This is a genomic window from Butyrivibrio sp. LB2008, assembly GCF_000621565.1.
In the GTDB taxonomy this organism is placed as follows: Bacteria; Bacillota; Clostridia; order Lachnospirales; family Lachnospiraceae; genus Butyrivibrio.
Genome location: NZ_KK211307.1, coordinates 350,753 through 377,405 on the forward strand (window position 1 = coordinate 350,753; position 26,653 = coordinate 377,405).

At 40.6% G+C, this 26,653-nt stretch carries 25 protein-coding genes; 24 read left to right on the forward strand and 1 reads right to left on the reverse strand.

All coding sequences use genetic code 11. The features are described 5' to 3' along the window. Nucleotides 1-106: 106 nt before the first annotated feature. The 15 genes from T356_RS0116355 (at nucleotide 107) to T356_RS0116425 (ending at nucleotide 15,440) form a co-directional block, all read left to right on the forward strand. Nucleotides 107-1,924 (forward strand): NADH-quinone oxidoreductase subunit 5 family protein, encoded by a 1,818-nt coding sequence (locus T356_RS0116355; RefSeq protein ID WP_242846631.1) that lies wholly within the window; start codon nucleotides 107-109, stop codon nucleotides 1,922-1,924. After that, complete coding sequence (locus T356_RS0116360; RefSeq protein WP_035781404.1) at nucleotides 1,924-2,793, forward strand: respiratory chain complex I subunit 1 family protein; 870 nt, start codon at nucleotides 1,924-1,926, stop codon at nucleotides 2,791-2,793. Before T356_RS0116355 ends, T356_RS0116360 begins: the two co-directional genes overlap by 1 nt. Before the next feature lie 17 nt (nucleotides 2,794-2,810). Beyond that, entirely contained in the window at nucleotides 2,811-3,476 is a 666-nt protein-coding gene (locus T356_RS21730) for an NADH-quinone oxidoreductase subunit B family protein (RefSeq protein ID WP_026515427.1), read from the forward strand. Then, entirely contained in the window at nucleotides 3,473-3,805 is a 333-nt protein-coding gene (locus tag T356_RS0116370) for an NADH-quinone oxidoreductase subunit C (protein ID WP_026515428.1), read from the forward strand. The genes T356_RS21730 and T356_RS0116370 overlap by 4 nt, the downstream gene beginning before the upstream one ends. Before the next feature lie 14 nt (nucleotides 3,806-3,819). Then, a complete protein-coding gene (locus tag T356_RS0116375) occupies nucleotides 3,820-4,899 on the forward strand; it encodes a hydrogenase large subunit (protein ID WP_026515429.1) in 1,080 nt (359 codons plus the stop codon). A 36-nt stretch (nucleotides 4,900-4,935) separates the two neighbouring features. Further along, nucleotides 4,936-5,397, forward strand: coding sequence for a 4Fe-4S dicluster domain-containing protein (locus T356_RS20945; RefSeq protein WP_026515430.1), 462 nt, complete (start codon nucleotides 4,936-4,938; stop codon nucleotides 5,395-5,397). 5 nt (nucleotides 5,398-5,402) lie between these two features. Continuing rightward, a complete protein-coding gene (hypF, locus tag T356_RS0116385) occupies nucleotides 5,403-7,706 on the forward strand; it encodes a carbamoyltransferase HypF (RefSeq protein ID WP_035781406.1) in 2,304 nt (767 codons plus the stop codon). Between the two features lie 3 nt (nucleotides 7,707-7,709). Then, entirely contained in the window at nucleotides 7,710-7,928 is a 219-nt protein-coding gene (locus T356_RS0116390) for a HypC/HybG/HupF family hydrogenase formation chaperone (RefSeq protein WP_026515432.1), read from the forward strand. Nucleotide 7,929: 1 nt separating this feature from the next. Beyond that, nucleotides 7,930-8,976 (forward strand): hydrogenase formation protein HypD, encoded by a 1,047-nt coding sequence (gene hypD, locus T356_RS0116395; RefSeq protein ID WP_026515433.1) that lies wholly within the window; start codon nucleotides 7,930-7,932, stop codon nucleotides 8,974-8,976. A gap of 21 nt (nucleotides 8,977-8,997) precedes the next feature. Continuing rightward, entirely contained in the window at nucleotides 8,998-10,008 is a 1,011-nt protein-coding gene (hypE, locus tag T356_RS0116400; RefSeq protein ID WP_026515434.1) for a hydrogenase expression/formation protein HypE, read from the forward strand. A 50-nt stretch (nucleotides 10,009-10,058) separates the two neighbouring features. Continuing rightward, nucleotides 10,059-10,922 (forward strand): adaptor protein MecA, encoded by an 864-nt coding sequence (locus T356_RS0116405; RefSeq protein ID WP_026515435.1) that lies wholly within the window; start codon nucleotides 10,059-10,061, stop codon nucleotides 10,920-10,922. A gap of 121 nt (nucleotides 10,923-11,043) precedes the next feature. After that, nucleotides 11,044-11,760 (forward strand): pseudouridine synthase, encoded by a 717-nt coding sequence (locus tag T356_RS0116410; RefSeq protein ID WP_051563508.1) that lies wholly within the window; start codon nucleotides 11,044-11,046, stop codon nucleotides 11,758-11,760. Between the two features lie 30 nt (nucleotides 11,761-11,790). Further along, nucleotides 11,791-13,833 (forward strand): NAD-dependent DNA ligase LigA, encoded by a 2,043-nt coding sequence (gene ligA / locus T356_RS0116415; RefSeq protein WP_035781408.1) that lies wholly within the window; start codon nucleotides 11,791-11,793, stop codon nucleotides 13,831-13,833. Then, nucleotides 13,823-14,788 (forward strand): homoserine O-acetyltransferase MetA, encoded by a 966-nt coding sequence (metA, locus tag T356_RS0116420; RefSeq protein ID WP_026515438.1) that lies wholly within the window; start codon nucleotides 13,823-13,825, stop codon nucleotides 14,786-14,788. The genes ligA and metA overlap by 11 nt, the downstream gene beginning before the upstream one ends. Nucleotides 14,789-14,948: 160 nt before the next feature. Further along, nucleotides 14,949-15,440 (forward strand): hypothetical protein, encoded by a 492-nt coding sequence (locus T356_RS0116425; RefSeq protein WP_026515439.1) that lies wholly within the window; start codon nucleotides 14,949-14,951, stop codon nucleotides 15,438-15,440. Nucleotides 15,441-16,030: 590 nt separating this feature from the next. Here the strand turns inward: T356_RS0116425 and T356_RS0116430 are convergent. Continuing rightward, entirely contained in the window at nucleotides 16,031-20,284 is a 4,254-nt protein-coding gene (locus tag T356_RS0116430) for a 2-hydroxyacyl-CoA dehydratase (protein WP_026515440.1), read from the reverse strand. 158 nt (nucleotides 20,285-20,442) lie between these two features. Here T356_RS0116430 and T356_RS0116435 point away from each other — a divergent pair, with 158 nt between their 5' ends. The 9 genes from T356_RS0116435 to tnpA all read left to right on the forward strand — a co-directional run. Further along, nucleotides 20,443-21,339 (forward strand): hypothetical protein, encoded by an 897-nt coding sequence (locus tag T356_RS0116435; protein WP_026515441.1) that lies wholly within the window; start codon nucleotides 20,443-20,445, stop codon nucleotides 21,337-21,339. Nucleotides 21,340-21,462: 123 nt separating this feature from the next. Next, nucleotides 21,463-22,341 carry a hypothetical protein gene (locus T356_RS0116440; RefSeq protein WP_026515442.1) on the forward strand — a complete coding sequence of 293 codons (879 nt, stop codon included), beginning with the start codon at nucleotides 21,463-21,465 and terminating at the stop codon, nucleotides 22,339-22,341. A 7-nt stretch (nucleotides 22,342-22,348) separates the two neighbouring features. Continuing rightward, nucleotides 22,349-23,116, forward strand: coding sequence for an RNA polymerase sigma factor region1.1 domain-containing protein (locus T356_RS0116445; RefSeq protein WP_026515443.1), 768 nt, complete (start codon nucleotides 22,349-22,351; stop codon nucleotides 23,114-23,116). Further along, on the forward strand, nucleotides 23,113-23,529 hold the full coding sequence (locus T356_RS0116450; protein WP_026515444.1) for a hypothetical protein: 417 nt from the start codon (nucleotides 23,113-23,115) through the stop codon (nucleotides 23,527-23,529). The genes T356_RS0116445 and T356_RS0116450 overlap by 4 nt, the downstream gene beginning before the upstream one ends. Nucleotides 23,530-23,623: 94 nt before the next feature. Beyond that, complete coding sequence (locus T356_RS0116455) at nucleotides 23,624-24,025, forward strand: hypothetical protein (protein WP_026515445.1); 402 nt, start codon at nucleotides 23,624-23,626, stop codon at nucleotides 24,023-24,025. Nucleotides 24,026-24,038: 13 nt separating this feature from the next. Next, the gene (locus T356_RS0116460; protein WP_026515446.1) at nucleotides 24,039-24,227 is read left to right on the forward strand and encodes a hypothetical protein; all 189 of its coding nucleotides are present in this window, start codon (nucleotides 24,039-24,041) and stop codon (nucleotides 24,225-24,227) included. Continuing rightward, nucleotides 24,214-25,233 carry a hypothetical protein gene (locus tag T356_RS0116465; protein WP_026515447.1) on the forward strand — a complete coding sequence of 340 codons (1,020 nt, stop codon included), beginning with the start codon at nucleotides 24,214-24,216 and terminating at the stop codon, nucleotides 25,231-25,233. Before T356_RS0116460 ends, T356_RS0116465 begins: the two co-directional genes overlap by 14 nt. A 141-nt stretch (nucleotides 25,234-25,374) precedes the next feature. Then, a complete protein-coding gene (locus tag T356_RS19865; protein WP_051563509.1) occupies nucleotides 25,375-26,271 on the forward strand; it encodes a hypothetical protein in 897 nt (298 codons plus the stop codon). Between the two features lie 182 nt (nucleotides 26,272-26,453). Continuing rightward, nucleotides 26,454-26,653, forward strand: a 200-nt coding sequence (tnpA, locus tag T356_RS0116475) for an IS200/IS605 family transposase (RefSeq protein ID WP_026515448.1), incomplete at its 3' end; no start/stop codon positions are given.

Below are 26,653 nucleotides of genomic sequence, written 5' to 3' on the forward strand. Positions count from 1 at the left end.
GGCAAATCTATTGAATTTAGTTTATTTTCTTATTTTATTTCCCTTTTGTATGGCAATAATAATATCTATTTTTAAACACGCTAGTTTGTTTAGAAGCCTTCTTATTATGGCAGGTGGCTTTGCAATCATGGGTGTGGCTATTTATGTTGCCGTCAATGTTCTTATGTCCGGTGATACATCAAAATTTGTATATTTGGAACATCCGGAGATCCCTGAAAAGGTTATTCTCTGTGGGGAAGTCTTTTTGATGGGTCTTGTATGTTTTCTTAGTATTAAATACAAGAAGTATTATGCAATTATTTTTTCACTCGTGGGAACAATCCCTGTTCTATGGATGGATCTGACTCATAAAGCAGTTGAAGGAAATACTTGCCTTAGAATCGATACATTTGCTGCCGTAATGTATTTGATCGTTGGTTTTGTAGGTATTCTTATCTGTATCTACGCATCCGGTTACATGAAGGATTATCACCATCATCATACGGATGTTGAGGATCGTTCCGGATATTTCCTTGCGCTTATGTTTGTATTCCTTGGCGCAATGTTCGGACTTATTTCTTCGGATAATCTTGGATTTATCTATTTCTTCTGGGAGATCACAAGTGTATGTTCATTCCTTATGATCGGATATACAAGAACAGAAGAAGCAGTAAATAACTCATTCAGAGCTCTCTGGATGAATCTTTTCGGTGGATGTGGATTTGCAGCCGGACTCATGTATTGCAATATGGTTCTCGGCATCTCAAATTTGAGCCAGATTACACCGGGTGTTTCTGCTAAAATTATTATTCCCGTAACTTTATTTGCATTTGCGGCTCTTACAAAGAGTGCACAGTTCCCGTTCTCAAGATGGCTCTTGGGAGCGATGGTTGCGCCTACGCCTTCAAGTGCTCTTTTGCACTCTGCAACGATGGTTAAGATCGGCGTATATATGCTTATAAGACTTGCTCCTGTAATGTACGGAACTCTTACGGGAATCATGATCACAGTTATCGGCGGATTTACTTTCTTTGCGGCATCACTTCTTGCGATTACCGTAAGCGATGGCAAGAAGGTACTTGCTTATTCTACAATTTCCAACCTCGGTCTTATTACGGCATGTGCCGGAACAGGTACGACCGAAGGTGTTTGGGCTGCAGTAATGCTCGTTCTGTTTCATGCAGTTTCTAAGTCACTTTTGTTCCAGACAGTCGGAGATATCGAGAACTGTATGGGAAGCCGTGATATTGAGGATATGCATGGACTCATAATCAAACTTCCCAGACTGGCATTTATCATGATAATCGGTATTTGCGGAATGTTCATGGCACCGTTTGGAATGCTTGTTTCCAAGTGGGCTGCTCTTAAATCATTCGTAGATTCCGGTTCTGTTTGGCTTGTTCTTTTCCTTGTTTTCGGATCGGGAAGTACGCTTTTCTACTGGGCAAAATGGCTTGGTAAGATCTGTGCGGTTATTCATCAGTCATTCGAACTTGAAGATATAACTCCCAGAAGTGAGATGGTATCTATTTTCCCTCTCACAACAATGATAGTTGTTATGTGTTTTGCATTCCCCTGGATGTCCGGAAATATGATCCAGCCTATTCTCGATGAGGCATATCATACAAATATTCCTGATGTTATCGGTGGAAGCGACGTTATTATCATGATGATCATGGTCGCAATGGTATTTATGATCCCTATCGGTTCCAGATTCCTGTCAATCGGTAAGAACAGTAAGATGACAATGTCTTATGTAGCCGGTGTAAATGCGGGAGATGACAGACATTATATCGATTCTTTTGGCAAAGAAAGGGCACTTTACATGTCTAACTGGTACATGGATGAGATCTTTGGTGAAAAGAAATTCCTTAGACCATGTATTTATGTTGCGGCCGTTTTAGTTGCGGTTATGCTTATTGTTGTAGTCGGAGGTGCTATCTGATGAATAGTTATATGATCGTAAAAGCTTTAATATATATTCTTTTGGCACCTTTCATAGGTGGACTTCTTTCGGGAATCGACAGGATCTTTTCCGCGCGTATGCAGGGAAGACAAGGTCCGCCTCTTTTTCAGCCTTTTTATGATGTATTCAAGCTGATGAGTAAGCAGACCACCGTTGTTAACAGTATTCAGGTGTTGTTTGTTACAAGTTATCTTGTATTTACTATTTTTACAGGTGCGTTATTTTTTGCAGGCGGAGATATGCTTCTTGTATTCTTTGCGTTGTCTATGTCTGAAGTAGTTATGGTCCTTGCAGCTTTTTCTACAAACGGACCTTACAGTATCATGGGCGCACAGCGTGAATTGTTACAGATGATGTGCTACGAGCCCATGACACTTCTTGTTGCGATCGGTTTCTATTACGCAAACGGAAGCTTCATGGTCAGTGAACTTGCAAGAGCTGAGGTTCCTGCTATTGTACAGATTCCCGGTTTCTTTATCGGATTTGTATTCATACTTTTGATCAAACTCAGGAAATCACCTTTTGATCTCAGTACTTCACATCATATGCATCAGGAGATGGTAAAAGGTCTTACAACCGATCTTTCCGGAGGAAACCTTGCACTTGTTGAAATTGCAGAATGGTATGATGTTGTACTTATGATGGGTATTGTTGGAATGTTCTTCATTACATCCGCACCTATCAGTATACTTTGGGCAGTTATCGCATGTTCTGTTGTATTTTTCCTTGAGACACTTATCGATAACCTGTTCCCGAGAGTTAAGTACTTGACCATGATTAAGGTTTCCTGGTCGGTAATATTGGTTTTTGCAGGTACAAATTTGCTTATTCTTAATGTTTTGAAATAAGAAGAAGGGAAAGATCGATGAAAATATCAAAATCACCATGGGTGTTACATTATGATGGATCCAGCTGTAACGGCTGTGATATAGAAGTTCTGGCTACGATGACTCCTCTTTATGATGTGGAGAGATTCGGAATTATCAATACAGGTAATCCCAAGCATGCCGATGTGCTTTTGCTTACGGGTGGGATGAATGCGCAGACGGCACCTGTTGTAAGACAGCTATACAACATGATGCCCGATCCAAAGGTCGTTGTTGCTTGCGGAATTTGTGCATGTGACGGAGGAATCTTCAAGGAGTGCTACAACATTTTGGGAGGAGCCGACAAGATTGTTCCTGTCGACGTATATGTTCCGGGATGTGCCGTAAGACCTGAAGCGCTTATTCAGGGCGTTGTTAAGGCAGTTGGAATCCTTGAAGAAAAGAAGAAAAAATTAAAAGAGTCAATGAAGGCCGGATATTGTACTGTAGACTACAGCAAGATGGCTGTTCATATGACTGAGGAAGATTATAATCCCGCAGACCAGTATGATGCTGTTCTTACGGAAGAGGCACTTAGAGAACAGGCAGAAGAGAAGATCAAAGCTTCCGCTAAGCCCGCTCCCAAGCCGGCGGCGCCCGCTACAGCTCAGAATGCGGCACCTGCTTCCGCATCAAATGCTGAGAAAGGAGACGATAAACAATGAATACCGAGTTTGTAAATGTTAGTCCCGAGAATATCATTGACGAGTCTCAGAAGCTTAAGTTTGCAGGATATCATCTTATGCAGCAGTGTGCTACAAGAGTTCCGGATGCTTATGAACTTATTTATTCATTCGGAAAAGATCTTGAAGTAAAGCAGCTTAAGATAACTCTTCCAGAAGATGATGAGATTTCAAGCATCACAAGTATTTTTCCTTGTGCATTTATTTATGAAAATGAGATGCATGATCTCTTTGGCGTTAAGATTAAGATGATAAATATTGACTATGAAGGAAAACTCTATCGCACAGCTATAGAGACACCGTTCAAATAATTGGAGGAACTGTAATGTCTAACAGAAGTGTAATTCCATTCGGACCTCAACATCCGGTTCTTCCGGAGCCTATTCACTTGGATCTTGTTATGGAAGATGAGAAGGTGGTTGAGGCTATTCCTTCAATCGGATTCATCCACAGAGGTTTGGAGAAACTGGTTGATAAAAAAGATTTTAATGAGATGGTATATGTTGCAGAGCGTATCTGCGGTATCTGTTCTTTGGGACACGGTCTTGGTTATTCCGAGGCTGTAGAGCATATTATGGATATCGAGGTGCCTGCAAGAGCCAGATATATGAGAACTATCTGGTCTGAGCTTAGCAGAATTCATTCACATCTTCTCTGGCTCGGACTTTTGGCAGATGCTTTTGGATTTGAGAGTCTTTATATGGACTGCTGGAGACTTAGAGAGGAAGCTCTCGATATGTTTGAAGAGTCTACCGGAGGACGTGTAATTTTCTCTGTTATGAAGATTGGCGGAATCAGGAGAGATGTCACAAACGATCAGCTCAAAGATTTTGACAACAGAATTTCCAAGATGGAAGAGGATCTCAAGGCTATTTCAAGACCTTTCCTTGAGGATGCTGCCGTACAGACAAGACTTAAGGGAGTCGGCGTATTAAGTGCAGAACAGGCAGATGCTCTCGGATGCACAGGCCCGTTCCTCAGAGCTAGCGGAATTGTAAGAGATATCAGATCTACAGGGTACTGCGCTTACGGCGATGTTAATTTTGAGCCCATCGTAAGCAGTGAAGGTGATTCATATGCACGTACATATTGCCGTATACAGGAGATTTTCCAGGCATTTGATATCATTCATCAGCTTATAGCAAAGATGCCCGAAGGTCCTATTGAGGCTCCCGTTAAGGGAATGCCGAACGGCGAATATATGATGAGAATTGAGCAGCCAAGAGGTGAAGCTCTTTACTACGTTAAGGCAAACGGAACCAAGTTCATTGACAGAATGAGAGTTCGAACACCTACTTTTGCAAACCTTTCAGGTCTCGTAGAGATTCTTAAAGGCTGCGATCTTGCTGATGTTCCGATTCTTGTACTTACGATCGATCCTTGTATCAGTTGTACAGAGAGATGATCGCATTCATGAACACAGCACAGATAGGAGATTGAAATGGCATTTGTTAGTTTTAAAAATACAATTATAAAAAACCTTTTTTCAAAGCCATATACAAGAAAAACCGAGAAAGAGTTTCCTGAAGGAACAAGAGGACATGTTGAGAATGATATGGACCTCTGCATTCTTTGCGGTCTTTGCTCTATAAAATGTCCTACTCACGCCATCACAGTTGATAAGGCTGAGAAGACATGGAACATCAGACCAATGAGCTGTATCCAGTGCAGATGCTGCGTGGACAGCTGCCCTAAGAAATCTCTTTCTATGGGAACAAGATTCCAGGAACCCGGCAGTGAAAAGGTTGTTAAGTCATTTAAGCAGTCCGAGAAGGCTATTGCCGCTCAGGAAGCTCTTATGAAGGCAGCAAAAGAAAGAGCGGCTGCCGCAGCCAAGGCTAAGGCTGAAAAAGAAGCTCAGGAGAAAGCTACGCAGGAAAATCCTGCAGAAAACAACAAATAAAAATAATGATACTTTTGATCAAAGTAAAAGGGGCGGTACAAGGAGTTGGATATCGCCCCTTTATTGCACAAAAAGCAACTGAATACGGATTAAAAGGCTATGTAAAAAACATAGGAGCAGCTGTAGAAATTCTTGCGGCAGGGGATGAAGCAAAGCTTAAGGCTTTTGCGTATCTCTTAAAGACAGAATATCCTGCGGGTGCTTTTATTTTAGATGTCGAAATTTCAGAATTACAGACCGATGAGAATGAGTATACCTGCTTTGAGATAATAGGAAGCACAGATATCGATCTTTCTTCGGAAATACCTGTTTTTCTTCCTGATATCGGCATATGTGATAAATGCCTTGGCGAGATGCTTGATCCACAGGATCACAGATACAGATATCCTCTTATAAGCTGCGCGTCATGCGGACCGAGAATAAGCATAGCCGACGCTCTTCCTTATGACAGAGATAATACGACAATGAAGCCCTTTTCAATGTGTCCGACCTGTAAAAGAGACTATTTATCAGGCAGAAGACGTCATGCACAGACTGTATCATGCTTTGAATGCGGGCCTTGGTATGTGCTTGAATATTTTGACGGTAAGGAGCATTTTGCCGGAAAAGAATCTTCTGTAGATACGGCAATCAATCTACTTCGAAATGGCAAAATTTTGGGCCTAAAAGGTGTTTCGGGTTATCAGCTTGTATCTCTTCCCCAAAATGATACAGCGGCAAATTTGAGAGAAATAAAAGGACGTGAGAGCAAACCTTTTGCGGTTATGTTCTCGGATGTCGATAGGATCAAGGAATATTGTCATGTCACTTCTTTCGAAGAAGAACTCTTGAATTCATCGGCCAGGCCGATAGTTCTTCTTGATAAGAAAAAAGATTTTCCGCGTGAAGTCTGCAAAGACAGCGATTTTATCGGTGCTTTTCTTCCTTCGGCAGGCGTACACAGGCTACTTTGTGATGCATTGGGGCCTCTTATCGTCACAAGTGCCAACAGATCGGGCGAACCGATGATAACAGACGATGAAGAATTTGAAAGAGTATTTTTTGACAGTGAAAAGATAAAATCTACTGATGCAGATAAAAAGTACGTCAGTGGCGTCATGAGGCATGACAGGCGAATAAACATGGCACAGGATGATTCCGTTGTTTTTGTCCGGAAAAACATTGTAAGCGGCGCCAAGGAGCCTTTATTTATCAGAAGAGCAAGAGGTTATGTTCCGCTTCCTATGAATCTTAAAAAGGCCTCAAAACATGAAAAGACGGTTCTTTCGCTTGGCGGAGATCTTAAGAGTACTTTTTCATTCGGCAAAAAAGACAGGATCGTTACATCGCAGTATATAGGAGACCTTGAAGATCTTGAATGCTTTGAGAATTTCAAGGATTATATCGAAAGATATAAAAAGCTGTATCATATTAAGCCGGATATGATAGTGTGCGATCTTCATCCCGGATATCATTCCGCGAAATATGCACGGAAACTGTCGGATGATCTTAATATTCCGCTTTATGAAGTCCAGCATCATCATGCTCATGTTTTGTCCGTTATGGCTGAAAATACGTTAAAGAGCTGTATAGGCGTTGCTCTTGACGGAACGGGCTATGGAACTGACGGTAAAATCTGGGGCGGAGAGTTTTTGTTATGTAATAATACAGAGTTTACCAGAGCCGGACACCTGTCATATGTTAAACTATGCGGCGGTGACAAGGCTTCTGTTAATGCGGAGCTTGTCAAAGCGTGTTATGAATACGGATGTGGTGGGAATGCGCAAATAGATCCGCTTATAAAAGCAGCTCTTTTGAATAATATCAATACCTTTGAATATTCGGGCACGGGACGTCTTTTTGATGCCGTATGCGCTCTTCTTGAAATAAATTTGCACAACTCGTATGAAGGAGAATGCGCTGTTCTTCTTGAAAATGCGGCAAGAAAGGGCGAAAATTTGAATAAGCCATCTGTTTCATTTAAGATAGATGATGCGGGAGATGAACTTGTTGCGGATCAGATCCGGCTTTTTAAAGACATTAAGAGCGCTTACGATAGCGGCGAATTCGCCAAAGAAGCTGTCGCCTATGCTTTTCATGAGGCGCTTTCAGGTGCGATCGTAAGGATGTGTAAGAGCATCAGAGACAGATACAAGGAAAATAATGTATGTCTTTCGGGAGGCGTTTTTGCAAACAGGATTTTGCTTGAAAAAACTGTCGCATCGCTTTCGGAAGAGAATTTTGATGTATATATAAATAAGTTTGTTCCTTCGGGAGATTCGGGAATATCCCTCGGACAGGCTTATTACGGTTTATTGAAAGAGGTGTAAAAAATGTGTGTTGCAATACCCGGAAAAGTAGTGAGTATGGACGGAACAAAAGCGACCGTAGATTTTAGCGGAAATATTGTTGTTGCGGATGCGGGGCTTGTCGATGTAAAAATCGGTGACAGGGTTTTGGTTCATGCGGGATGTATAATCCAGACAATGAATGACGAACTTGCGGATGAGATAGAAAGTCTTATGAAAGAAATCGAGGATATAAGTAACTGACATGGCTATCGATGATTTAAAAAAGATTGTGGAAGAACTTAGGAATTATGACGGCGAAGAAGTCCGCATTATGGAAGTTTGCGGAACTCACACGGCTGCGATATCTGAAAACGGCATTCCTTCGATACTTTCAGATAAAATAAAACTGATATCGGGCCCCGGATGCCCTGTCTGCGTAACTGTAACTGCGGTTATAGATAAGCTTATCGAACTAGCGCTAAGAAGTGATACGATTGTTTTGACATTCGGAGATCTTATAAGAGTTAAGGGGACAAATATGTCTCTTGCCGAGGCAAAGGGCGAAGGAGCTAACGTTAAAATGGTCTATTCCCCAATGGAGGCAGTCAAACTGGCCGGGGAAGATCAGGAGCACGTCTATGTATTTGCAGCGATTGGATTTGAGACCACAACTCCTGTATATGCCATGGTCTTGGAAGAAGCAATTAAGAATAGCCTCGATAATCTCAAACTTCTCACATCGCTTAAGACAATGCCCGAAGTAATTCGTTTTGTTGTAAAGTACGGAGGCAGAGTCGACGGTTTCATTGCTCCGGGGCATGTTGCGACGATCACGGGAAGTGATGAGTATAAAAAGCTCTCGGAAGAACTCGGAATTCCCTTCGTTGTGACAGGCTTTGAAGGTCCGCAGCTCCTTCTTGCGATTTATTCTCTTGTAAAAATGAAGGGAAAAGGCGGATTTAAGAATCTGTATAAAAGCGCCGTAAGAGAAGAAGGAAATACGAAAGCAAAAGAAATTATCGATAAGTTTTTTGTCCCTGCGGATGCATCATGGCGCGGAATGGGCAAGATCCCCGGATCGGGTCTTATTCTAAAAGATGAGTACAAAAAATACGACGCGGGAAGCGATATGCTCGATGAAGACAATATGCCGCCGGGATGCAGGTGTGCAGATGTCCTTGTGGGCAAGATAAAGCCCTGCGATTGTCCCATGTTCGGTAAAAAATGTACGCCCGATACGGCTCACGGGGCATGCATGGTATCGACAGAGGGAAGTTGCTATAATTATTTCATTTCAAACAGAAAATAATAAAAGAAAAAGAGGCACGGTATGAAAGTTACGATGGCCCACGGAAGCGGGGGAGAATCTACTTCTAAACTTATAAAAGACGTTTTTGCCAAATATTTTAACAATGATATATTAAATAAACTTGAGGATTCCGCTGTAGTTCCGGGTAGTGCAAAGCTTGCCATAACTACAGATAGTTTTGTTGTGACACCTATAGAATTTCCCGGAGGAAATATCGGAAGACTTGCTGTTTGCGGAACAGTAAACGACCTTCTTATGAGCGGATCAAAGCCCATGTATATCACTTGCGGATTTATTCTCGAAGAAGGGCTTGATCTTGACGTCCTTGAAAGACAGGTTTCTTCGCTTGCAGATTGTGCGAAAGAAGCAGGAGTTGTTATTGTTACAGGCGATACCAAAGTTATCGAAAACAGAGGCGGCGAGCCGGGGCTTATCATTAACACCTCGGGAGTTGGCTTTATTTCTGACGATGCAGATCCTATAGGTCCAAGCTGCCTGATGGATAAAGACGTTATTATTATTTCCGGTAATCTCGGAGATCACCATGCCGCTATACTGGCTAAAAGAATGGGAATCGAGAATAATATTAAATCTGACGCTGCGCCGCTTTCAGAGGCTGTAAGCAGTCTGATGGCTCAGAAAATCAGGATTCATGCGATGAGAGATGTAACACGCGGAGGTCTCGGTACTGTTTTAAATGAATTTGCCGAGAGCTCTTGTTGCGATATAGAACTGTACGAGGATAAACTGCCTGTATCTTCTGAAGTGAAGGATTTCTGCGGACTTCTCGGACTGGATCCGATATATATGGGCAACGAAGGGAAGTTTGTGCTCAGCGTTCATCCCGATGACGCAGATAAAGCACTTTCTATAATCAGAAATTCCAAATACGGCGAGAATGCCTGCATTATCGGCGAAGTCAAAAAAAATAACGGCGCTTCAGACATGCATAAAGTAGTATTAAATACAGACATCGGCGGAAAAAGAGTGATTGGACTAATGTATGGAGAGGGGCTTCCAAGAATCTGTTAAATGTTGTAAAATGGTTATGCTGTGCAGTCGTATAAACGCGAGGTAGACTAATGGAATTTAAGAGAATCAATAAAGATACTGTCACCTGCATCATCACAGAAGATGATATGGATGAACAGGGAATCAAACTTGAAGATCTTTTTGAAAAGAAAAAAGAAGCATTGGATTTTTTGCATGAAGTCATGCTTAAGGCTCAGGAAGAAGTTGACTACAAGCCAACAGGTTCCTTTATGCCGCTTCAGATAACCGTTTTACCCAATCATTCGATATCGCTTACGCTTTCAGAGAATGCGTCGGCTTCATTTGGGGAGATTTTAAGAAATCTTACAGAAAAAGCGGGAGTCAATATTCCCAAGACAGTTCTTGAGGATATTGGAGATGCTGTTGATGAGGACAGACTTTCGAGACTTAATGATTATCTCAAGAGTCTCAAGGATCTTACCAATTCAATGAAAAATATCATAAATAACAATAGCAGAGAAGCCATTCCGATCAATGTGAACAATTCTACCGAGAGGAACAAGAATCTTGCAGATAGTCTTTCAAATGGTGCAACAAGAAAGACTGCCGGAAAGCCTCGTGTTCACAACGAGGAGAATCTTAAACAGCTTCAGTTCAATGAATTTGTTTTTGCATTCGACAGTTTTGCGGAAGTAAAGAAGTTCTGTGCCAAGGCACCTATTGATAATAATCTTGGCAGCTCGCTGTACAAGAATTTGGAAAAAGGCAAATACTACCTTGATATCAGACGAGACGAGGAAGATACCAAGAGATTTGCATCACTCTTTACGATGGCTTATGAATTCGGACATTTCCAGTGTTCATCACCTCAGACTATCGCATATATAAGAGAGACTCATGAGTGTATAATCAAGGAAAATGCAATGGAACATCTTGCTGAGATGTATGTATGATAATAAAAAGAGTTGCTTAGCAACTCTTTTATTATATCATAGGAAATTGCTTTCCTATGATATAATAACGCTCCGCTATGGATGCGACCGATGCGCAAAAATTCGTTTTATTGAGGTAAAAATGCGACTCAACAAATATATTGCTTCCTGCGGTATCTGTTCCAGGCGGGAAGCGGACAAACTTATCGAAGAAAAAAGAATAACGATAGGAGGAGTTGTTGCCGAGTGCGGCGCTCAAGTTGATGAAGACGATATCGTATGTCTTGACGGAAAAGAAATACGTCCAAAGACAGAAAAAATTGTTCTTGCTTACTATAAGCCGGTCGGAGTTGTCTGCACAGAAAACGATGTTCATGCAGAAAAAACAGTTATTGAAGATATTGGTTACAAAGAAAGAGTAACTTACGCAGGGCGTCTTGATAAAGATTCCGAGGGGCTTCTTATCATGTCAAATGACGGCGAGCTTATAAATTCAATGATGAAAGCTGCCAATATGCATGAGAAAGAGTACATCGTGACGGTAGACAAGGACGTAACGGATGAGTTTATAAAGAAGATGTCTTCGGGAATTTTTTTGCATGAGCTTGGTATCAGGACAAGGCGCTGCAATGTGAAGAAGACAGGCAAAAGGTCTTTTGACATAATACTCACACAGGGGCTTAACAGGCAGATCAGGCGAATGTGCGGGGAACTTGGCTATGAAGTTGTAAAGCTTAAAAGAATACGCGTCATGACTGTAAAACTTGACGATTACAACCTTAAGCCCGGTGAATATGCCGAGCTTTCAGGTGATGAGAAAGCGCTCCTGTATGGCAAGGCAGGACTTAAGCTGATATAATAATTTGGTAATAGATTTGGGGAGAGTTGTATGTCATTAAATATAGATACAGATTTGATAAAAAAAGAGTATGAGGGGCTTGTAAAGACAATAAAGTATCACATGGATCTTTATTATAATCAGGATGAACCCGAGATCTCAGACTATGAGTATGATATGCTCATGCAGAGGTTAAAAGAGATTGAGAAGGAGCATCCCGAATTTGTCAAAAAGGATTCTCCGTCTAAAATTGTAGGCGGAGTTGCAAAAAGGGAAGCCGGCGTTAAGATAACACATAACGTGCCGATGCTTTCGATTGAAGATGTATTCAGCAAAGAAGAAGTTGTCGCATGGATAAGCAAAGTAACGGCAAGACATAGCGATGCTGTTTTTTCTGTTGAGCAAAAGATTGACGGCCTCAGCCTGTCACTTAGATATTACAAAGACGAAACGGATGGAAAACTCCATCTTAAAACCGCAGAGACAAGAGGTGATGGTTTTATCGGTGAGGATGTTACCGAGAATGCGCTTGTTATCCCGGATGTAAAAAAGATTATTGATCTTCCCTATGATTATCTTGAACTTAGGGGAGAAGTATATATGTCTCACGATGATTTTGATAAATTCAATGAGACACAGGAAAAGCTTGGCAAAAAGCTTGCGGCAAATCCCAGAAATCTTGCTGCGGGAACGCTCAGACAGCTTGATCCTGCGGTAACCAAAGAAAGAGGCCTTCGAATGTTTGTATTTAACATTCAGGACGGCCCACAGGAAATAAAAAGTTCTCATGTAAACGGCCTCGATATACTCGAAAAGGCCGGCGTTAAGACGGTATTTCACAGAGCGTGCAGCACGTCAGGCGAAGTTGTTGCAGCTATTGACGATATCGGAAATATGAGAGAAAATCTCGATTTTGACCTTGACGGTGCAGTTATCAAGATCGATACAACATCCTGGAGAGAGGAATTTTCTTCGGGTTCCAAGTATTCAAGCGGCCATATCGCATATAAGTATCCGCCGGAAGAAAGAGTTGTAGTCATGGATGAGATCCTTGTCGATGTCGGAAGAACGGGTAAACTTACATTTACCGGAAGTTTTCATGACAGAGAGACGGGGAAAGCTGCAAGACTTTGCGGAACCAGCGTATCAAGGGCTACACTTCACAATCAGGATTATATAAATGAAATGCAGATTGGAATAGGCGGCGAATACAAGCTGTTTAAGAGCGGCGAGATTATTCCTAAGCTTAACGGTTGTGTTAAGGCTCCCGCTGAAGTATATAAAGCACCTGATATCTGTCCTGTTTGCGGCGGTGTGCTTGTACGAGAAGAAGATACTGCTGATATCAGATGTATAAATCCCATTTGCCCTGCGCAGGTAACAAGGACAATCGCATATTTTACATCGAGAGATGCGATGAATATCATGGGACTTGGCGATACGCTGGTAGATGCGCTTGTTTCGGGCGGATATCTTAATAACTATGCAGATATCTACAGCCTTAATGAGCACAGAGAAGAACTTATTGATAAAGGAATCATCGGTAAAGTAAAGAATACCGATAAGCTTCTAAATGAGATTGAAAAGTCAAAAGAAAATGACGCGGTAAGACTCCTTACGGGACTTGCTATCCGAAATGTCGGAAAGTCAACGGCACGCGAAGTCATGAAGCACTTTGATAATATTATGGATCTTTCCAAAGTTACAAAAGACGGATTCCTTCAGATTCCGGATATCGGAGAGACAACCGCAAACGATCTTTATGAGTTCTTCCATGATGAGAAGAATCTTGCGGTTTTATCCAAGATGCAGTCACTTGGCGTTAATATGGCAGCTGCAAAGGATGAGGATGCATCAGATATTCTTGCGGGAATGACCATAGTAGTAACAGGTACATTACCTACGCTTGGCAGAAAAGAAGCTGAAGAACTCATTGTTAAAAACGGAGGAAAGGCTTCCGGAAGCGTTTCTAAGAAGACAAGTTTTGTTCTTGCAGGCGAAGCTGCGGGAAGCAAATTAACCAAGGCGAATGATCTTGGAATAAAAGTTATAGACGAAGCTGAATTTATGGAGATGATTAAAAATGCCAATTAAAATACAGAATGATTTACCGGCCAGAGAGATTCTTGAAAAAGAAAATATATTCGTGGTAGATGAGAACAGAGCGTGTCATCAGGACATCAGATCTCTGCAGATATGCATTTTGAATCTGATGCCTCTTAAGGAAGACACTGAGCTTCAGCTCCTTAGATCGATGTCGAACACACCTCTACAGATTGATGTTTCTTTTATGCAAATGAGTTCGCATCACTCAACGAATACATCTCCGAACCACTTAAACAGGTTCTATCACACATTTGATGAACTCAAGGACAGAACCTTTGACGGTATGATCATCACAGGTGCTCCCGTTGAGCAGATGCCTTTTGAAGAGGTTGACTACTGGAAGGAACTCTGTGGCGTATTTGAATGGACCAAGACAAATGTAACATCTACATTCCACATCTGCTGGGGCGCACAGGCCGGAATTTACTATCACTTTGGAATAGACAAGAAGCCTCTTGCGGAAAAGAGATTCGGCATATATGAACACAAAGTCATGAACAGAAAGGTTCCGCTTGTCAGAGGTTTTGATGATGTATTCAAACTTCCTCATTCAAGACATACAGAGACTCCTTCAGACGCCATCCACGCATGTGAGGATCTCATTGTTCTTGCAGAATCAGAAATTGCAGGCGTTTTCCTGTGCATGAACAAATCGGGAAGTCAGATTTTCGTAATGGGCCACGCCGAGTATGACAGACTTACTCTTGATTCCGAGTATAAGCGCGATCTTTCAAAAGGTCTTGATATCAAAATGCCCATAAACTATTATCCGGATGACAATCCCGATAATAAGCCAACTTTGCAGTGGAGAAGTCATGCGAATATTCTCTATACAAACTGGCTCAACTACTACGTTTATCAGAATACTCCATATCAGTGGGGGCAGATTCTTGATGAAGAGAAGAGGAAACTTGCATCTAGAGGCCTTACACAGCAGATTTGAAGATTTTTGTATAATAGTTTTTTTTCAAATCAGTAAAAATGTATGCGTCCCTGTTGGTTGTAATATGTTTCTAAATCAGTTAAAATATATATGTTGATTCGTTCATTTTATTGTAAATAATTTGCATCGAAAAGCGTTATACGAAAAAGGAGAATGCTTTATGGGTCTTGAGCTTGAAAATAATGAAAATGAAAATGAAATAGAAAACAAGAACGAACTTAAAAAGAAACCTACCAAAAAGACCAAGGAGATGCTTGAAGAAAACGCCAGACAGATAAAAGAGCTTGAAAATGAAAAAGTTGAGTTAAACAGCGTTCTGTCAGATCTTGAAAAAGAAGAGTCTGAACTTGGTGAAAAGTCAGCACTCAAGCTCAAAGTTAGACATAGAAAATTCGGCGACGGACAAGTAATTTCTCAAGACGGCAAATATATTGAAGTAAAATTCAAAGACGTTGTAAAGAAATTCGTTCTCCCCGGTTGCATCGCTGATAAATACCTTGAAGTCGAAGATTCCGAAATTTACGACTACTACGTAAAATGCAATGAAACTCACAAAAAGCGCATGGAAACCGAACTCAAGATCAAATCCGCAACCTACGCCATCCAAAGACACGAGGATGCAATCGAAAAACTAAACGCCAAATATAAATGATTAAAGAGGCTATCGCACTGATTAGTGTGATAGCCTTTCTTGACGCCCTGCCATAAGGTAACTGTTTGGAAATGCGATGTGTACGTCTTCGTTGTGATTTTCTGAAGTTTAAGAAGCATCAACTGCCTCATTTCACGTTGTTCAGAGAAATCGGCAGTTGATGCTTCTTAAACTTCGAAAATCATCGCCTCGTACGAAGACATCGCATTTCCAAACAGTTACCTTATGGCATGGCTGTCTATGAATAGTTCAATAAACACAAAAAATTTCGATCGAATGATCAATCACTTAGAAAAAGTACAACAGTAATGCCAAATACTCCTCAAGGATGTGAGAATGCTTGAACACAAACTTTCAGGTAGCCAAAAATAAAATCAGGTACAAAAGCTCGTAATCCTACCTGGGAATTGCTTATTATATAAACACTTGAGGGGGCTTTGTGCTCGTCGTTACTTGCGCCCTGTTTTTTAGGGCGTTAGTACCGCTACGAAGCACAATGCAGCGAAAGCGGCCCCGAAGTGTTTATATAATAAGCAATTCCCCCGCGTAGAACACAATGCTTTTGTACCTGATTTTATTTTACCTATCTCTTAACTTGTCTTCCTGGCCTTCTCATCAACCTTCTTCTGGGCAGTGGAGAGCATCAGCTTGATACGATTGAGCTGATTAACTTCTGATGCGCCAGGATCGTAGTCTATTGCGACGATGTTGCAGCCGGGGTACAGGTGACGCATCTGCTTGATAACACCTTTTCCGACAACATGGTTTGGCAGACATCCGAAAGGCTGAGTGCAGACAATGTTGCTCGCACCATGCTTAATAAGCTCAACCATCTCACCTGTAAGGAACCATCCCTCACCCGTCTGATTTCCGATATCTACAATAGGCTTTGCATATTCGACAGTTTCGTATATATCAGTTGGCGGATCAAAGTGAACACTCTTTTTAAGAGCATTTGAAGCACCGCTCCTGAGTCTCTCAATTGCCCATATTCCAAATCTGCAGAAAAGAGCAGTCTTCTTTGAAGTTCCGATGTTCTCTGCCTTGTAAATCTGATTGTAGAAGCAGTAGAGCATGAAGTCCATAAGATCCGGAACAACAGCTTCCGCGCCTTCTTCCTCAAGAAGATTAACAAGGTGGTTGTTTGCTGCGGGAGCAAATTTAACAAGGATTTCTCCTACAATACCTACTTTAGGCTTAACCTCATCGGTTATCTCGATTCTGTCAAAGTCCTCAACGATATCTTTGCACATCTTTTCGAATTTTAAGATATTAGGGTGCTTTGAAGTTACGAATTCTTTGCATTTTTCAAGCCATTTGCGGTGGCATGCGTTAACAGAACCCTCAACTTTTTCATAAGGTCTCATTCTGTAGACGCAGCGCATGAATATATCACCGAAGATCACAGCATAAGCTGCTTTTACAAACATTTTTGCATCGATGTGAAATCCCGGATTTGCTTCAAGTTTGCTCAAATTAAGTGAAACAACGGGAATCTGTTCCATTCCGGCTTTTTTTAGAGCACGCCTTATAAAGCTTACATAGTTTGTGGCTCTGCATCCGCCACCTGTCTGCGACATCATAACGGCAACTTTATCAAGATCGTATTTACCCGATAAAAGTTCATCCATGATCTGTCCGACAACCCAAAGTGAAGGGTAGCAGGCATCATTATTTACATACTTAAGTCCGACTTCCACAGCATGTCTGTTATCATTTTGCATTACAACAAAATTGTAACCGCAGGATGCAAAAGCGGGCTCAAGGATGTCAAAGTGAATGGGTGACATCTGAGGAACGAGAATTGTGTAGTTCTTTCTCATGTTCTCATCAAAGATTACCCTGTTATGAGCGCTTGATCTGATAGTTCTTTCTTTATTATGCTGCTTACGAACCCTGATAGCGGCAAGAAGAGATCTTACTCTGATCCTTGCACTACCGAGATTATTAACTTCATCAATCTTAAGGCAGGTATAGATTTTGTCAGAACCTGCGAGGATATCATTAACCTGATCAGTTGTAACTGCATCAAGTCCGCATCCGAATGAATTGAGCTGAATAAGATCGATATCATCCCTTGTCTTTACAAAGCTTGCGGCAGCATAAAGTCTTGAGTGGTACATCCACTGATCGGAGACGATAAGAGGTCTCTCGGGCTTTCCAAGGTGTGAAACGCTATCCTCTGTAAGAACCGCAACGCCGTAAGAGCAGATCATATCGGGGATTCCGTGGTTTATCTCTGGATCTACATGATAAGGTCTGCCTGCAAGTACGATGCCGTGTCTGTTATTTTCTTCCATCCATTTAAGAGTTTCTTCACCCTTTTTGCGGATGTCATTTCTTGCATTTTCCATCTCATCCCAGCCGTGCTTTGCAGCTTTGATGATCTCACCGGCAGGTATCTCGGAAAATTCTTTTACAAGAGCATTTGTAGCTGTTTCAAGACTTGTAAATGCCATGAAAGGATTTCTGATCTTAACTTTGCCGCTTGTTATTGCTTCAACGTTGTTTTTGATATTTTCCGAATACGATGTGACAATAGGGCAGTTGTAGTGATTTGTTGCACCTTCAACCTCGTTTCTTTCATAGAAAAGACCGGGATAGAAGATAAAATCAACCTTCTGCTTAATAAGCCATTCTATGTGACCGTGAGAGAGCTTTGCCGGATAACATTCCGATTCACTGGGAATTGATTCGATTCCAAGCTCATAAATCTGGTGTGTGGATCTTGGCGAGAGAACAACTCTGTATCCAAGATCTGTAAAGAATGAAAACCAGAAAGGATAGTTCTCATAGAAATTAAGAACTCTCGGAATTCCCACGGTTCCTCTTGTTGCTTTATCAGCTGAAAGAGGCTCATATTTAAAGATTCTCTTATATTTGTAATCAAAAAGATTCGGGATATTGTCGGCATTTTTTACCTTACCGATTCCGCGCTCGCATCTGTTTCCGGAGATGTGCTGACGTCCGCCTGTAAATTTATTTACAGTGAGTCTGCAGTGGTTGGTACAACCCTGACATGTAGTCATGCTCGTTGTATATTCAAGATTGTTGATCTGATCGATTGAGAGCATGGTGGTCTTGTAATCATCTGTTTCAAAAAATCTGTCTCTTGCGATAAGAGCAGCACCGAAAGCACCCATGATTCCGGCAATGTCGGGACGAATTGCTTCTGCACCGGAAATAATCTCGAACGCGCGAAGAACCGCATCATTATAGAAAGTTCCGCCCTGAACAACGATATGTGAACCGAGATCCTTGGCATCAGATACCTTTATTACCTTGAAAAGAGCGTTCTTAATAACCGAGTATGCAAGGCCTGAAGAAATATCGGCAACATCAGCGCCTTCTTTCTGAGCCTGCTTAACTCTTGAGTTCATAAATACCGTACATCTTGTACCGAGATCTACGGGAGACTTTGCGAACAAAGCGACTTTAGCAAAATCCTGAACACTGTATGAAAGGGATTTTGCAAATGTTTCTATAAACGATCCGCATCCGGAAGAGCAGGCTTCGTTAAGCTGCACTGAGTCTACGGACTGATTCTTTATATGAATGCATTTCATGTCCTGACCGCCGATATCAAGAATACAGTCTACCTTGGGATCAAAAAATGCTGCGGCATTGTAGTGAGCGATTGTCTCAACTTCGCCGTCGTCAAGAAGAAGTGCTGATTTAAGAAGTGCTTCGCCATATCCTGTGGAGCATGCTCTTGAAATCTTTACACCTTCCGGCATGAGTTTATATATTTCCTGAATAGAAGAGATTGCTGTTTTAAGCGGACTACCGTTATTGCTTGAGTAAAAAGAGTAAAGAAGGTCGCCGTCCTCGCTGATAAGAGCGCACTTTGTAGTTGTGGAACCTGCGTCGATTCCAAGGAATGCGTTGCCTTTGTAATCATCGAGCTTTCTGGTCTTAACTTTGTACTGATCCTGACGTGCTCTGAATTTCTTGTAATCCTCCTCAGTTTCGAAAAGTGGATTAAGACGTGAAACCTCAGCATCCATCACAATCTTATGAGACAGTTTTTTTACCATCTCATCCATCTCATAATGAATGTTCTCATCTGCATTAAGCGCGGAGCCGATAGCCGCAAAAAGATGAGAGTTATCGGTCTCTATAGTGTGCTCCTCATCAAGATTAAGAGTCCTTATAAATGCTGCTTTGAGCTGATCGAGGAAATGCAGAGGACCGCCGAGGAATGCAACGTGTCCGCGAATCGGTTTTCCGCATGCAAGACCTGAAATTGTCTGGTTTACAACAGCTTGGAAAATAGATGCTGCGAGATCTTCTTTTGTAGCACCTTCGTTTATTAGCGGCTGTATATCGGATTTGGCGAAAACACCGCATCTGGCTGCAATAGTATATAAGGAATTGTAATTTTGGGCATACTTATTAAGACCTGAAGCATCAGTCTGCAAAAGAGATGCCATCTGGTCGATAAAAGAACCTGTACCACCGGCACAGATTCCATTCATACGCTGTTCAACATTTCCGTCTTCGAAATAAATAATCTTTGCATCTTCTCCGCCAAGCTCAATTGCCACATCAGTCTTTGGTGCAAGGGTCTTAAGTGAAGTAGATACGGCTATAACTTCTTGAACAAAAGGAACATCAAGATGTTTGGCAAGTGTAAGTCCGCCTGAACCTGTAATAACAGGATGAACCAGGACATTACCTGACTTCTTACTTGCGTCTTCGAGTAATTCTGCCAATGTTTCCTGAATATTGGCGAAGTGCCTTTTATAGTCGGAAAAGATTATGTTTTTTTCTCTGTCCAAAAGAGCCACCTTAACTGTGGTGGATCCGATGTCAATACCTAACGTATAGTCTTTTGAAATCATTTTTAACCTCTTCTTATTTATATGCAAAATTAATATGATTATAAAGCACGGGAGATTAAAAATCAATTTACTTAATAGCGCACCCTTGTGCACGCAATGCCGAACTGCAACTGTTTGTGATATACTAATGGATAATTATCTTGGGGATGGAGGAAAGATTGGATACAGAAGTAACGCAGACAAGGAAAGAGCTGAGAAAACAAAGAAAAGAGGAAGAGAAGAATCTCGAAAAACACAGGCAGCGGGCACGTGAATGGTGGGGAGCTGTCACAAAGCTGTTCTATGAGCTATCGATAGACGGCAATAATAAAAATTTTAAAGTTTCATCAGGGGAAATAAAAGTTCCGGAACAGACCGAAGCCGAAGCGGACAAGAAGCTTGAAAAGGACATCAGAAACAGAAGAAGACTTATCTTTTCATATTTTTTTGTATGTATATTCTTTGTGCCGGCAATAGCATTATCAATATATTTTAACAGTGCTGCCGGGATCTTCGGCGCACCTTTAGTGATGTTTCTTTTCATTATTATTATAAAGATCTTTGAACGCTCGAAGAAATTCGGTTTAAAAAGATACACTGATGGTAAAGACGCAAACAAAGAGAGGCTGACTAAAGCGATAGCTCTTTTGGCCAAATCCAAAGGATGTTCCAAGGACGATGCCACAGTGTATATTCTCGGAGGCTTTGAAAAAAAGAGGACTGTCTTTAAATGTATGTGCCGCGGACATATGCTGGGCATGCTGTTTACTGCTATGCTTTTGCCAAGTGTGGCACATCTGGTGGATGAGCAATATGTGCATATCATAGTGACCATATTTACTTTTCCTTTGCTTTCGAAGTGGGACTATATATTGATTGAAAACATTCCGGCGATAGGAATGACGGTGCATTCGTTTTTGTACTGGTTCGTAACGGTTGCGGTATGCATTTTGATACAGCTTCCGACTAATATTGTCATTAGGAACATAGCTAGACTGCTTTCAAACGATGAACTGTTCCTGTTTTATAAGGAGTATGTCTTTAAGGACAGGATAAAGCAGTTTGATGATGAATGAAGGGCATCCGTGTTTACATTAGATAATCGTAATGATAAAATCTAAATCAGCGTTTCCTTAAAAATATCGTATTTAAAAACATATTTTTTAATAATAATCACATGAAAACAGAGGCTTTTTATAATGAACAAATTTTTAAATGAGCTTGAAAGAAAAATCGGAAAATATGCGATCGTCGATCTCACAAAGTACATTGTTATGCTTTACGTTGTGGGATATGTTTTGCAACTTGCTCCGGCAAGCTACAATATTACACGTTTTTTGGCGCTTGATCCCAATCTTATCCTTCAGGGACAGGTGTGGAGAATAATATCGTGGGTACTTATTCCGCCCGCCAGATTCAGTCTTCTTATTGTAATTACTTTGATGTTCTATTATTTTGTCGGAACAAGCATGGAGAGGACGCTTGGGGCATTCAGATACAATGTATTTATATTTAGCGGATTTATACTTATGATAATCGCTTCTTTTGCGACATTATTTGTATATAAAGTGTTTTATGGAATGTCCGGCGATATTCTTGCAATGACAATGTTCAAGTATGCAGGTTCATTCAGTACTTATTATATTCAGATGATGGTATTCCTTGCTTTTGCGCTGATCTATCCCGATATTCAGGTGCTTTTGATGTTCCTGATTCCTCTAAAGGTTAGATGGATTGCGATAGCATACGGAGCAATTCTTGGTTATGAGTGTCTCATCGCTCTTGCCAGCAAGGAATTTGCTATATTCTTCGCGATTTTGTCACAGTTTATCAACCTTTTGCTCTTCTATATGAGCACCGGAAAACTCAATCATATCCGCCCCGGCGAGATAAGGAGAAAAAAGGAATTCAAGGCCGGTGTAAAGATGCAACCTAAGGGTATCACAAGACATAAATGCGCAGTTTGCGGAAGAACTGAAGTTGACAATCCGAATCTTGAATTCAGATTCTGCTCAAAATGTAATGGAAACTACGAATATTGTCAGGATCATTTGTTTAATCATGTACATGTAAAGTGAGGCTTAAATGGGAAATATAGACAACAAGGAAAAAGAATTTGCAGAGACACTAAAACTCGTTACAAGAACAGCGAGAGAGAATAGAAATATCATTTCCAAGGAAGAGGTAAAAGAAGCTTTTGCGGACCTCGACCTCTCCGATGAGCAGTTTGAAATGGTGTTTGAGTATTTGAGAAACCACAAGATTGGCGTGGATGAGCCGGCTCCGGAGACTGAAGAGGAGTTTACCGAAGAGGAAAAGAACTATCTTGATGATTATATTAACAGTTTGAAACTGCTTCCCACATTCTCTGACGGAGAAAAAGAAGCAATCAAGATCGCAGCACTTGCGGGTGAGAACGATGCCAAATTAAAGCTTATAGATATGTATCTTCCTCTCGTTGTTGACGTTGCAAAGATGTATGCCGATCAGGGCGTATATATCGAAGATCTAATCGGCGAAGGCAACTATGCGCTTACAAGAGGCGTAAACATGCTCGATGCAGTGGGCGAACCTCAGGAAATCGAGAGCTTTTTGTATAAGCTTATGCTTGATGCGATGGAAAATATTATCGAACAGGACCTTGAAGAAGCTGCAGGTGGCCAGAAAGTCGTAAAGCTTGTTCAGGAAGTTGCGGATAAAGCCAAAGAGCTTGCCGATGATCTCAGAAGAAAAGTTACCGTACAGGAACTGATGGAAGAGACCGGCTGGGATGAAGATAAGATCAGAACCGCCATAAAATTTAGCGGTGACAATATCGAGGATCTTGACAGCGGAGAGAAGAAAGAGTCATGAATAACATTGTAAACGATGATGATTTTAAATACTTCATGCAGGATCTTGAAAGAAACTATTTCGGCGCAAGATACAGCTACGACGAACTTATAAATAACGAAATGGTTCCGTTCAAATTCAAGACTATCATCACAAAATATATTAAAGATGATGTAGATATGGATGTTACCCTTGAAAGTCACTTTTATCATATGACAAAGGAAACTTATGACTACAGAGTCTACAAGCAACTCCGCAGCAGAATAAGAGTATCTCAGTACAAGGACATGAATAAGCCCGAAAAAGGCTTTAAAGAGAAAGTCTACACGATTGAGAGCCTTGTTAAGATACCCGCTGAAGAAAAAGAGAAGATGGGTATTATCGTGAGAGAGCTTATTTTGTCGAAACTTGCGTTGTTTGGTTTTAGTGTATAATATTGTTTGACTATAGTTTTATTTACAACAGGTGGGAAATTTTTCCTGCCTTTTTCTTTTAAGAGTTATTTTCTCATTAAGGAGCATTAAAAGAATGTATGTTTTATATGTTTTGGGCGCTTTTTTGGCATCGGTATTGACAATCATATTACCTGTAACGGTAACGGTTCTGGTTGAATATCCTTTTATTATATGTGGAAAGGTCTGCGATAATAAAAAGTTTTTTGTGGCATTAAATGCTTTAACAAATGTTGTATTTAACGGAATCTCAGTTATCTTTATATTTTTATCGATGTTTTCTTCATTTGAAGAACTGTATGCAAGTATATGGTTTATTCTTGCTGAGGCAATTATAATTCCTATTGTTGAAGCAAGACTTTATATGAAAATATCCAAAGCTTCGCACTTACGAATATATCTTTTGACTTATCTGGCCAACATCTTTTCGTGTGGTATGGGAATTGCGATTTTTGGACTTGGTTTTTTATTTATTTAGGAGGATTTTGGAAATGAATAGTTTAGCTTTACTTGATGCGGGATTTGGCGGATATGTTATTTTTATGGGGCTTCCCTTTTTGCTTCTCTTTATAGCTCTTGCAGTACTTGTGATCCAAAAAACTGTGGAAATAATAAGGGATGCGATTTTCGACAGTAAAAATAATATTAAAGAAGAGAATAAAGACAATGAGCAAAGCTGATATGACGGGTCTTAAGTATTTTATAGTGCATATGTGTGTGGAGATAATCTGTTTTCATTTGCTGAGATATTATTATCCAACGGAATTGGCCGGGATAATTGCGCTTACATATGATTTTTTTGCATTTGTACCACAGGGGATAATCGGTGATTTTATAAAGAAGCATAATAAAGTACCGTATGAATCCATTGCCCATATATTTATGTTTATGAGTATCTTCCTGGTTTCATCTTCATTTCAGGCGGTTCATATGATCGGATATGTTTTTCTTGCGACCGGCAATGCGATACTTCATGAATGTGGAGCAATTGCGACAGTGGCAGATAGCGAAGGCAAGATGTTTCCGGCTGCACTGTTTGTTGCGGGCGGATCTTTCGGCCTTGTTATAGGACAGACATTTGGTATATATCAGATATCTTTGTATGTTCTTATTATTCCGCTATTGATTTCATGGCTCCTGACACTCACAACCAAAAAATCAGTCAGAGCTGTGAATTTTCCTGAATTTAAGTCTGCAAATTTGAAGAAGAATCCTGTCACCTTACTTGTGGCTGTCTTTGCTGTCACGGCAGTCAGAAGTTATATTGCGTATGCGATACCGATCTCATGGAAAAAAGAATTATGGCAGACGTTCCTTCTGTTTTTCATAATGGGATTGGGAAAAGGCATGGGAGGATTTGTTTCGGATAGGATAGGAGCAAGAAAAACAGCGCTATTTTCTACTTTGTCAGCGATACCGTTTCTCGTTGCCGGAGAGAATATCATGGTTTTATCAATAATCGGTGTTTGCTTGTTTTCAATGACAATGAGCATCACATTTGAGATGGCACTGAATGTCCTTCCCAAGGATCCGGGGCTCGCATTTGGTGTGACGACAATAGGACTGTTTTTTGGACTTCTTCCGGCCTTTTTCATCCAAGTCAGCAAGATGACTAATATTATGTTGGTGATAGTATTGTCTGTTTTGTGCTTTGTGATACTTTCTAAAACATTGAAAAAGAGCTGAAGAGAATAAAAGATGGCTGTTGCTGTGGATTTGTGGAGGATCAAGGGAGGAAAGTGGTAGTGACAGGTGTTTATGAATAATTAAGAAAGTTGCGGATTTTAGCGGTTTTGCTATAATATAGTTGACTATAGGAGATGATACATGACCGCTAATGATGATATAAAGATAAACAGCAAGTACAAAGACACTATCTTTAGAAAACTGTTTGGAGAAAACAAAAAAAATGCCCTTAGCTTGTATAATGCAGTAAATGGTACTTCATATACAAATGAGGATGAACTTGAATTCACTACACTTGAAGATGTTATTTATATGAAAGCTAAGAATGATGTTTCATTTATATTTGATTCATCGCTAAGTCTATATGAACATCAGAGCACTTATAATCCTAATATGCCTTTAAGAGGTCTACTTTATTTTGCGGATTTATATAGAAAAATTGTACCTAATACAGAAAGTCTTTACATGTCAAAACTTGTAAGGATTCCTGCACCAAAGTATATTGTTTTCTATAACGGTAATTCTTCCAAAATGCCGGATGATGTGATAGAACTTAAGTTATCATCTGCTTTTACTGGTAAAACAGAGCCGGGGAAATTTGAATGGACGGCTACAATGATCAACATACGTGCTGACAAAAGCAGAGATATACTTGAAAAATGCCATATACTTAAGGAATATTCAACTTTTGTTGAAGAGGTAATTGTAAACAACAAAACAATGAATATGAAAGATGCAGTAAATAAATCGGTTGAAGATTGTATAAAAAATAATGTATTAAAAGAGTTTTTGACAAACCACAGGAAGGAGGTTGTTGATATGTGCTTAACTGAGTTTGATGAAATTAAATGGGGAGAACTAATGAAAGAAGAAGGCCGAGAAGAAGGCCGAGAAGAAGGCAGGCTAAATATTGTCTTTTCTTTAGTAAAAAAAGGCAAGCTTTCGCTTGATGAAGCAGCAGACGAACTTGGACTTGATGTACCGACAACCGAGAAATTACTTTCTGATAATGGAATTTCAATTCCGTCAGTAGTATAAGACTTATTTGATTATTCGAACAGCTCCGTAGAGGAGCTGTTCGATTTAGTTGTGTAGCATCTTTAATAAAACCCCCTGCTATGCAGGGGGACAACAGCTGCTTCAGCTTACAGTAAAAAAACCTCCCGTGCTAGAATTACTAAGGTTCGCCAACCAAAGTAAAGCACAGGAGGTAGTCCAAAATGGACATGAATAGTTTATCACACACTAGATGGGAGTGTAAGTATCACATAGTATTTGCACCTAAGTTCAGGAGAAAGGTTGCGTATGGTCAGATCAAGCAGGACATTGCAAATATTCTCAGTACATTATGCAAGAGGAAAGGTGTAGAGATAATAGAGGCAGAAGTATGCCCAGATCACATACATATGCTGGTAAGGAT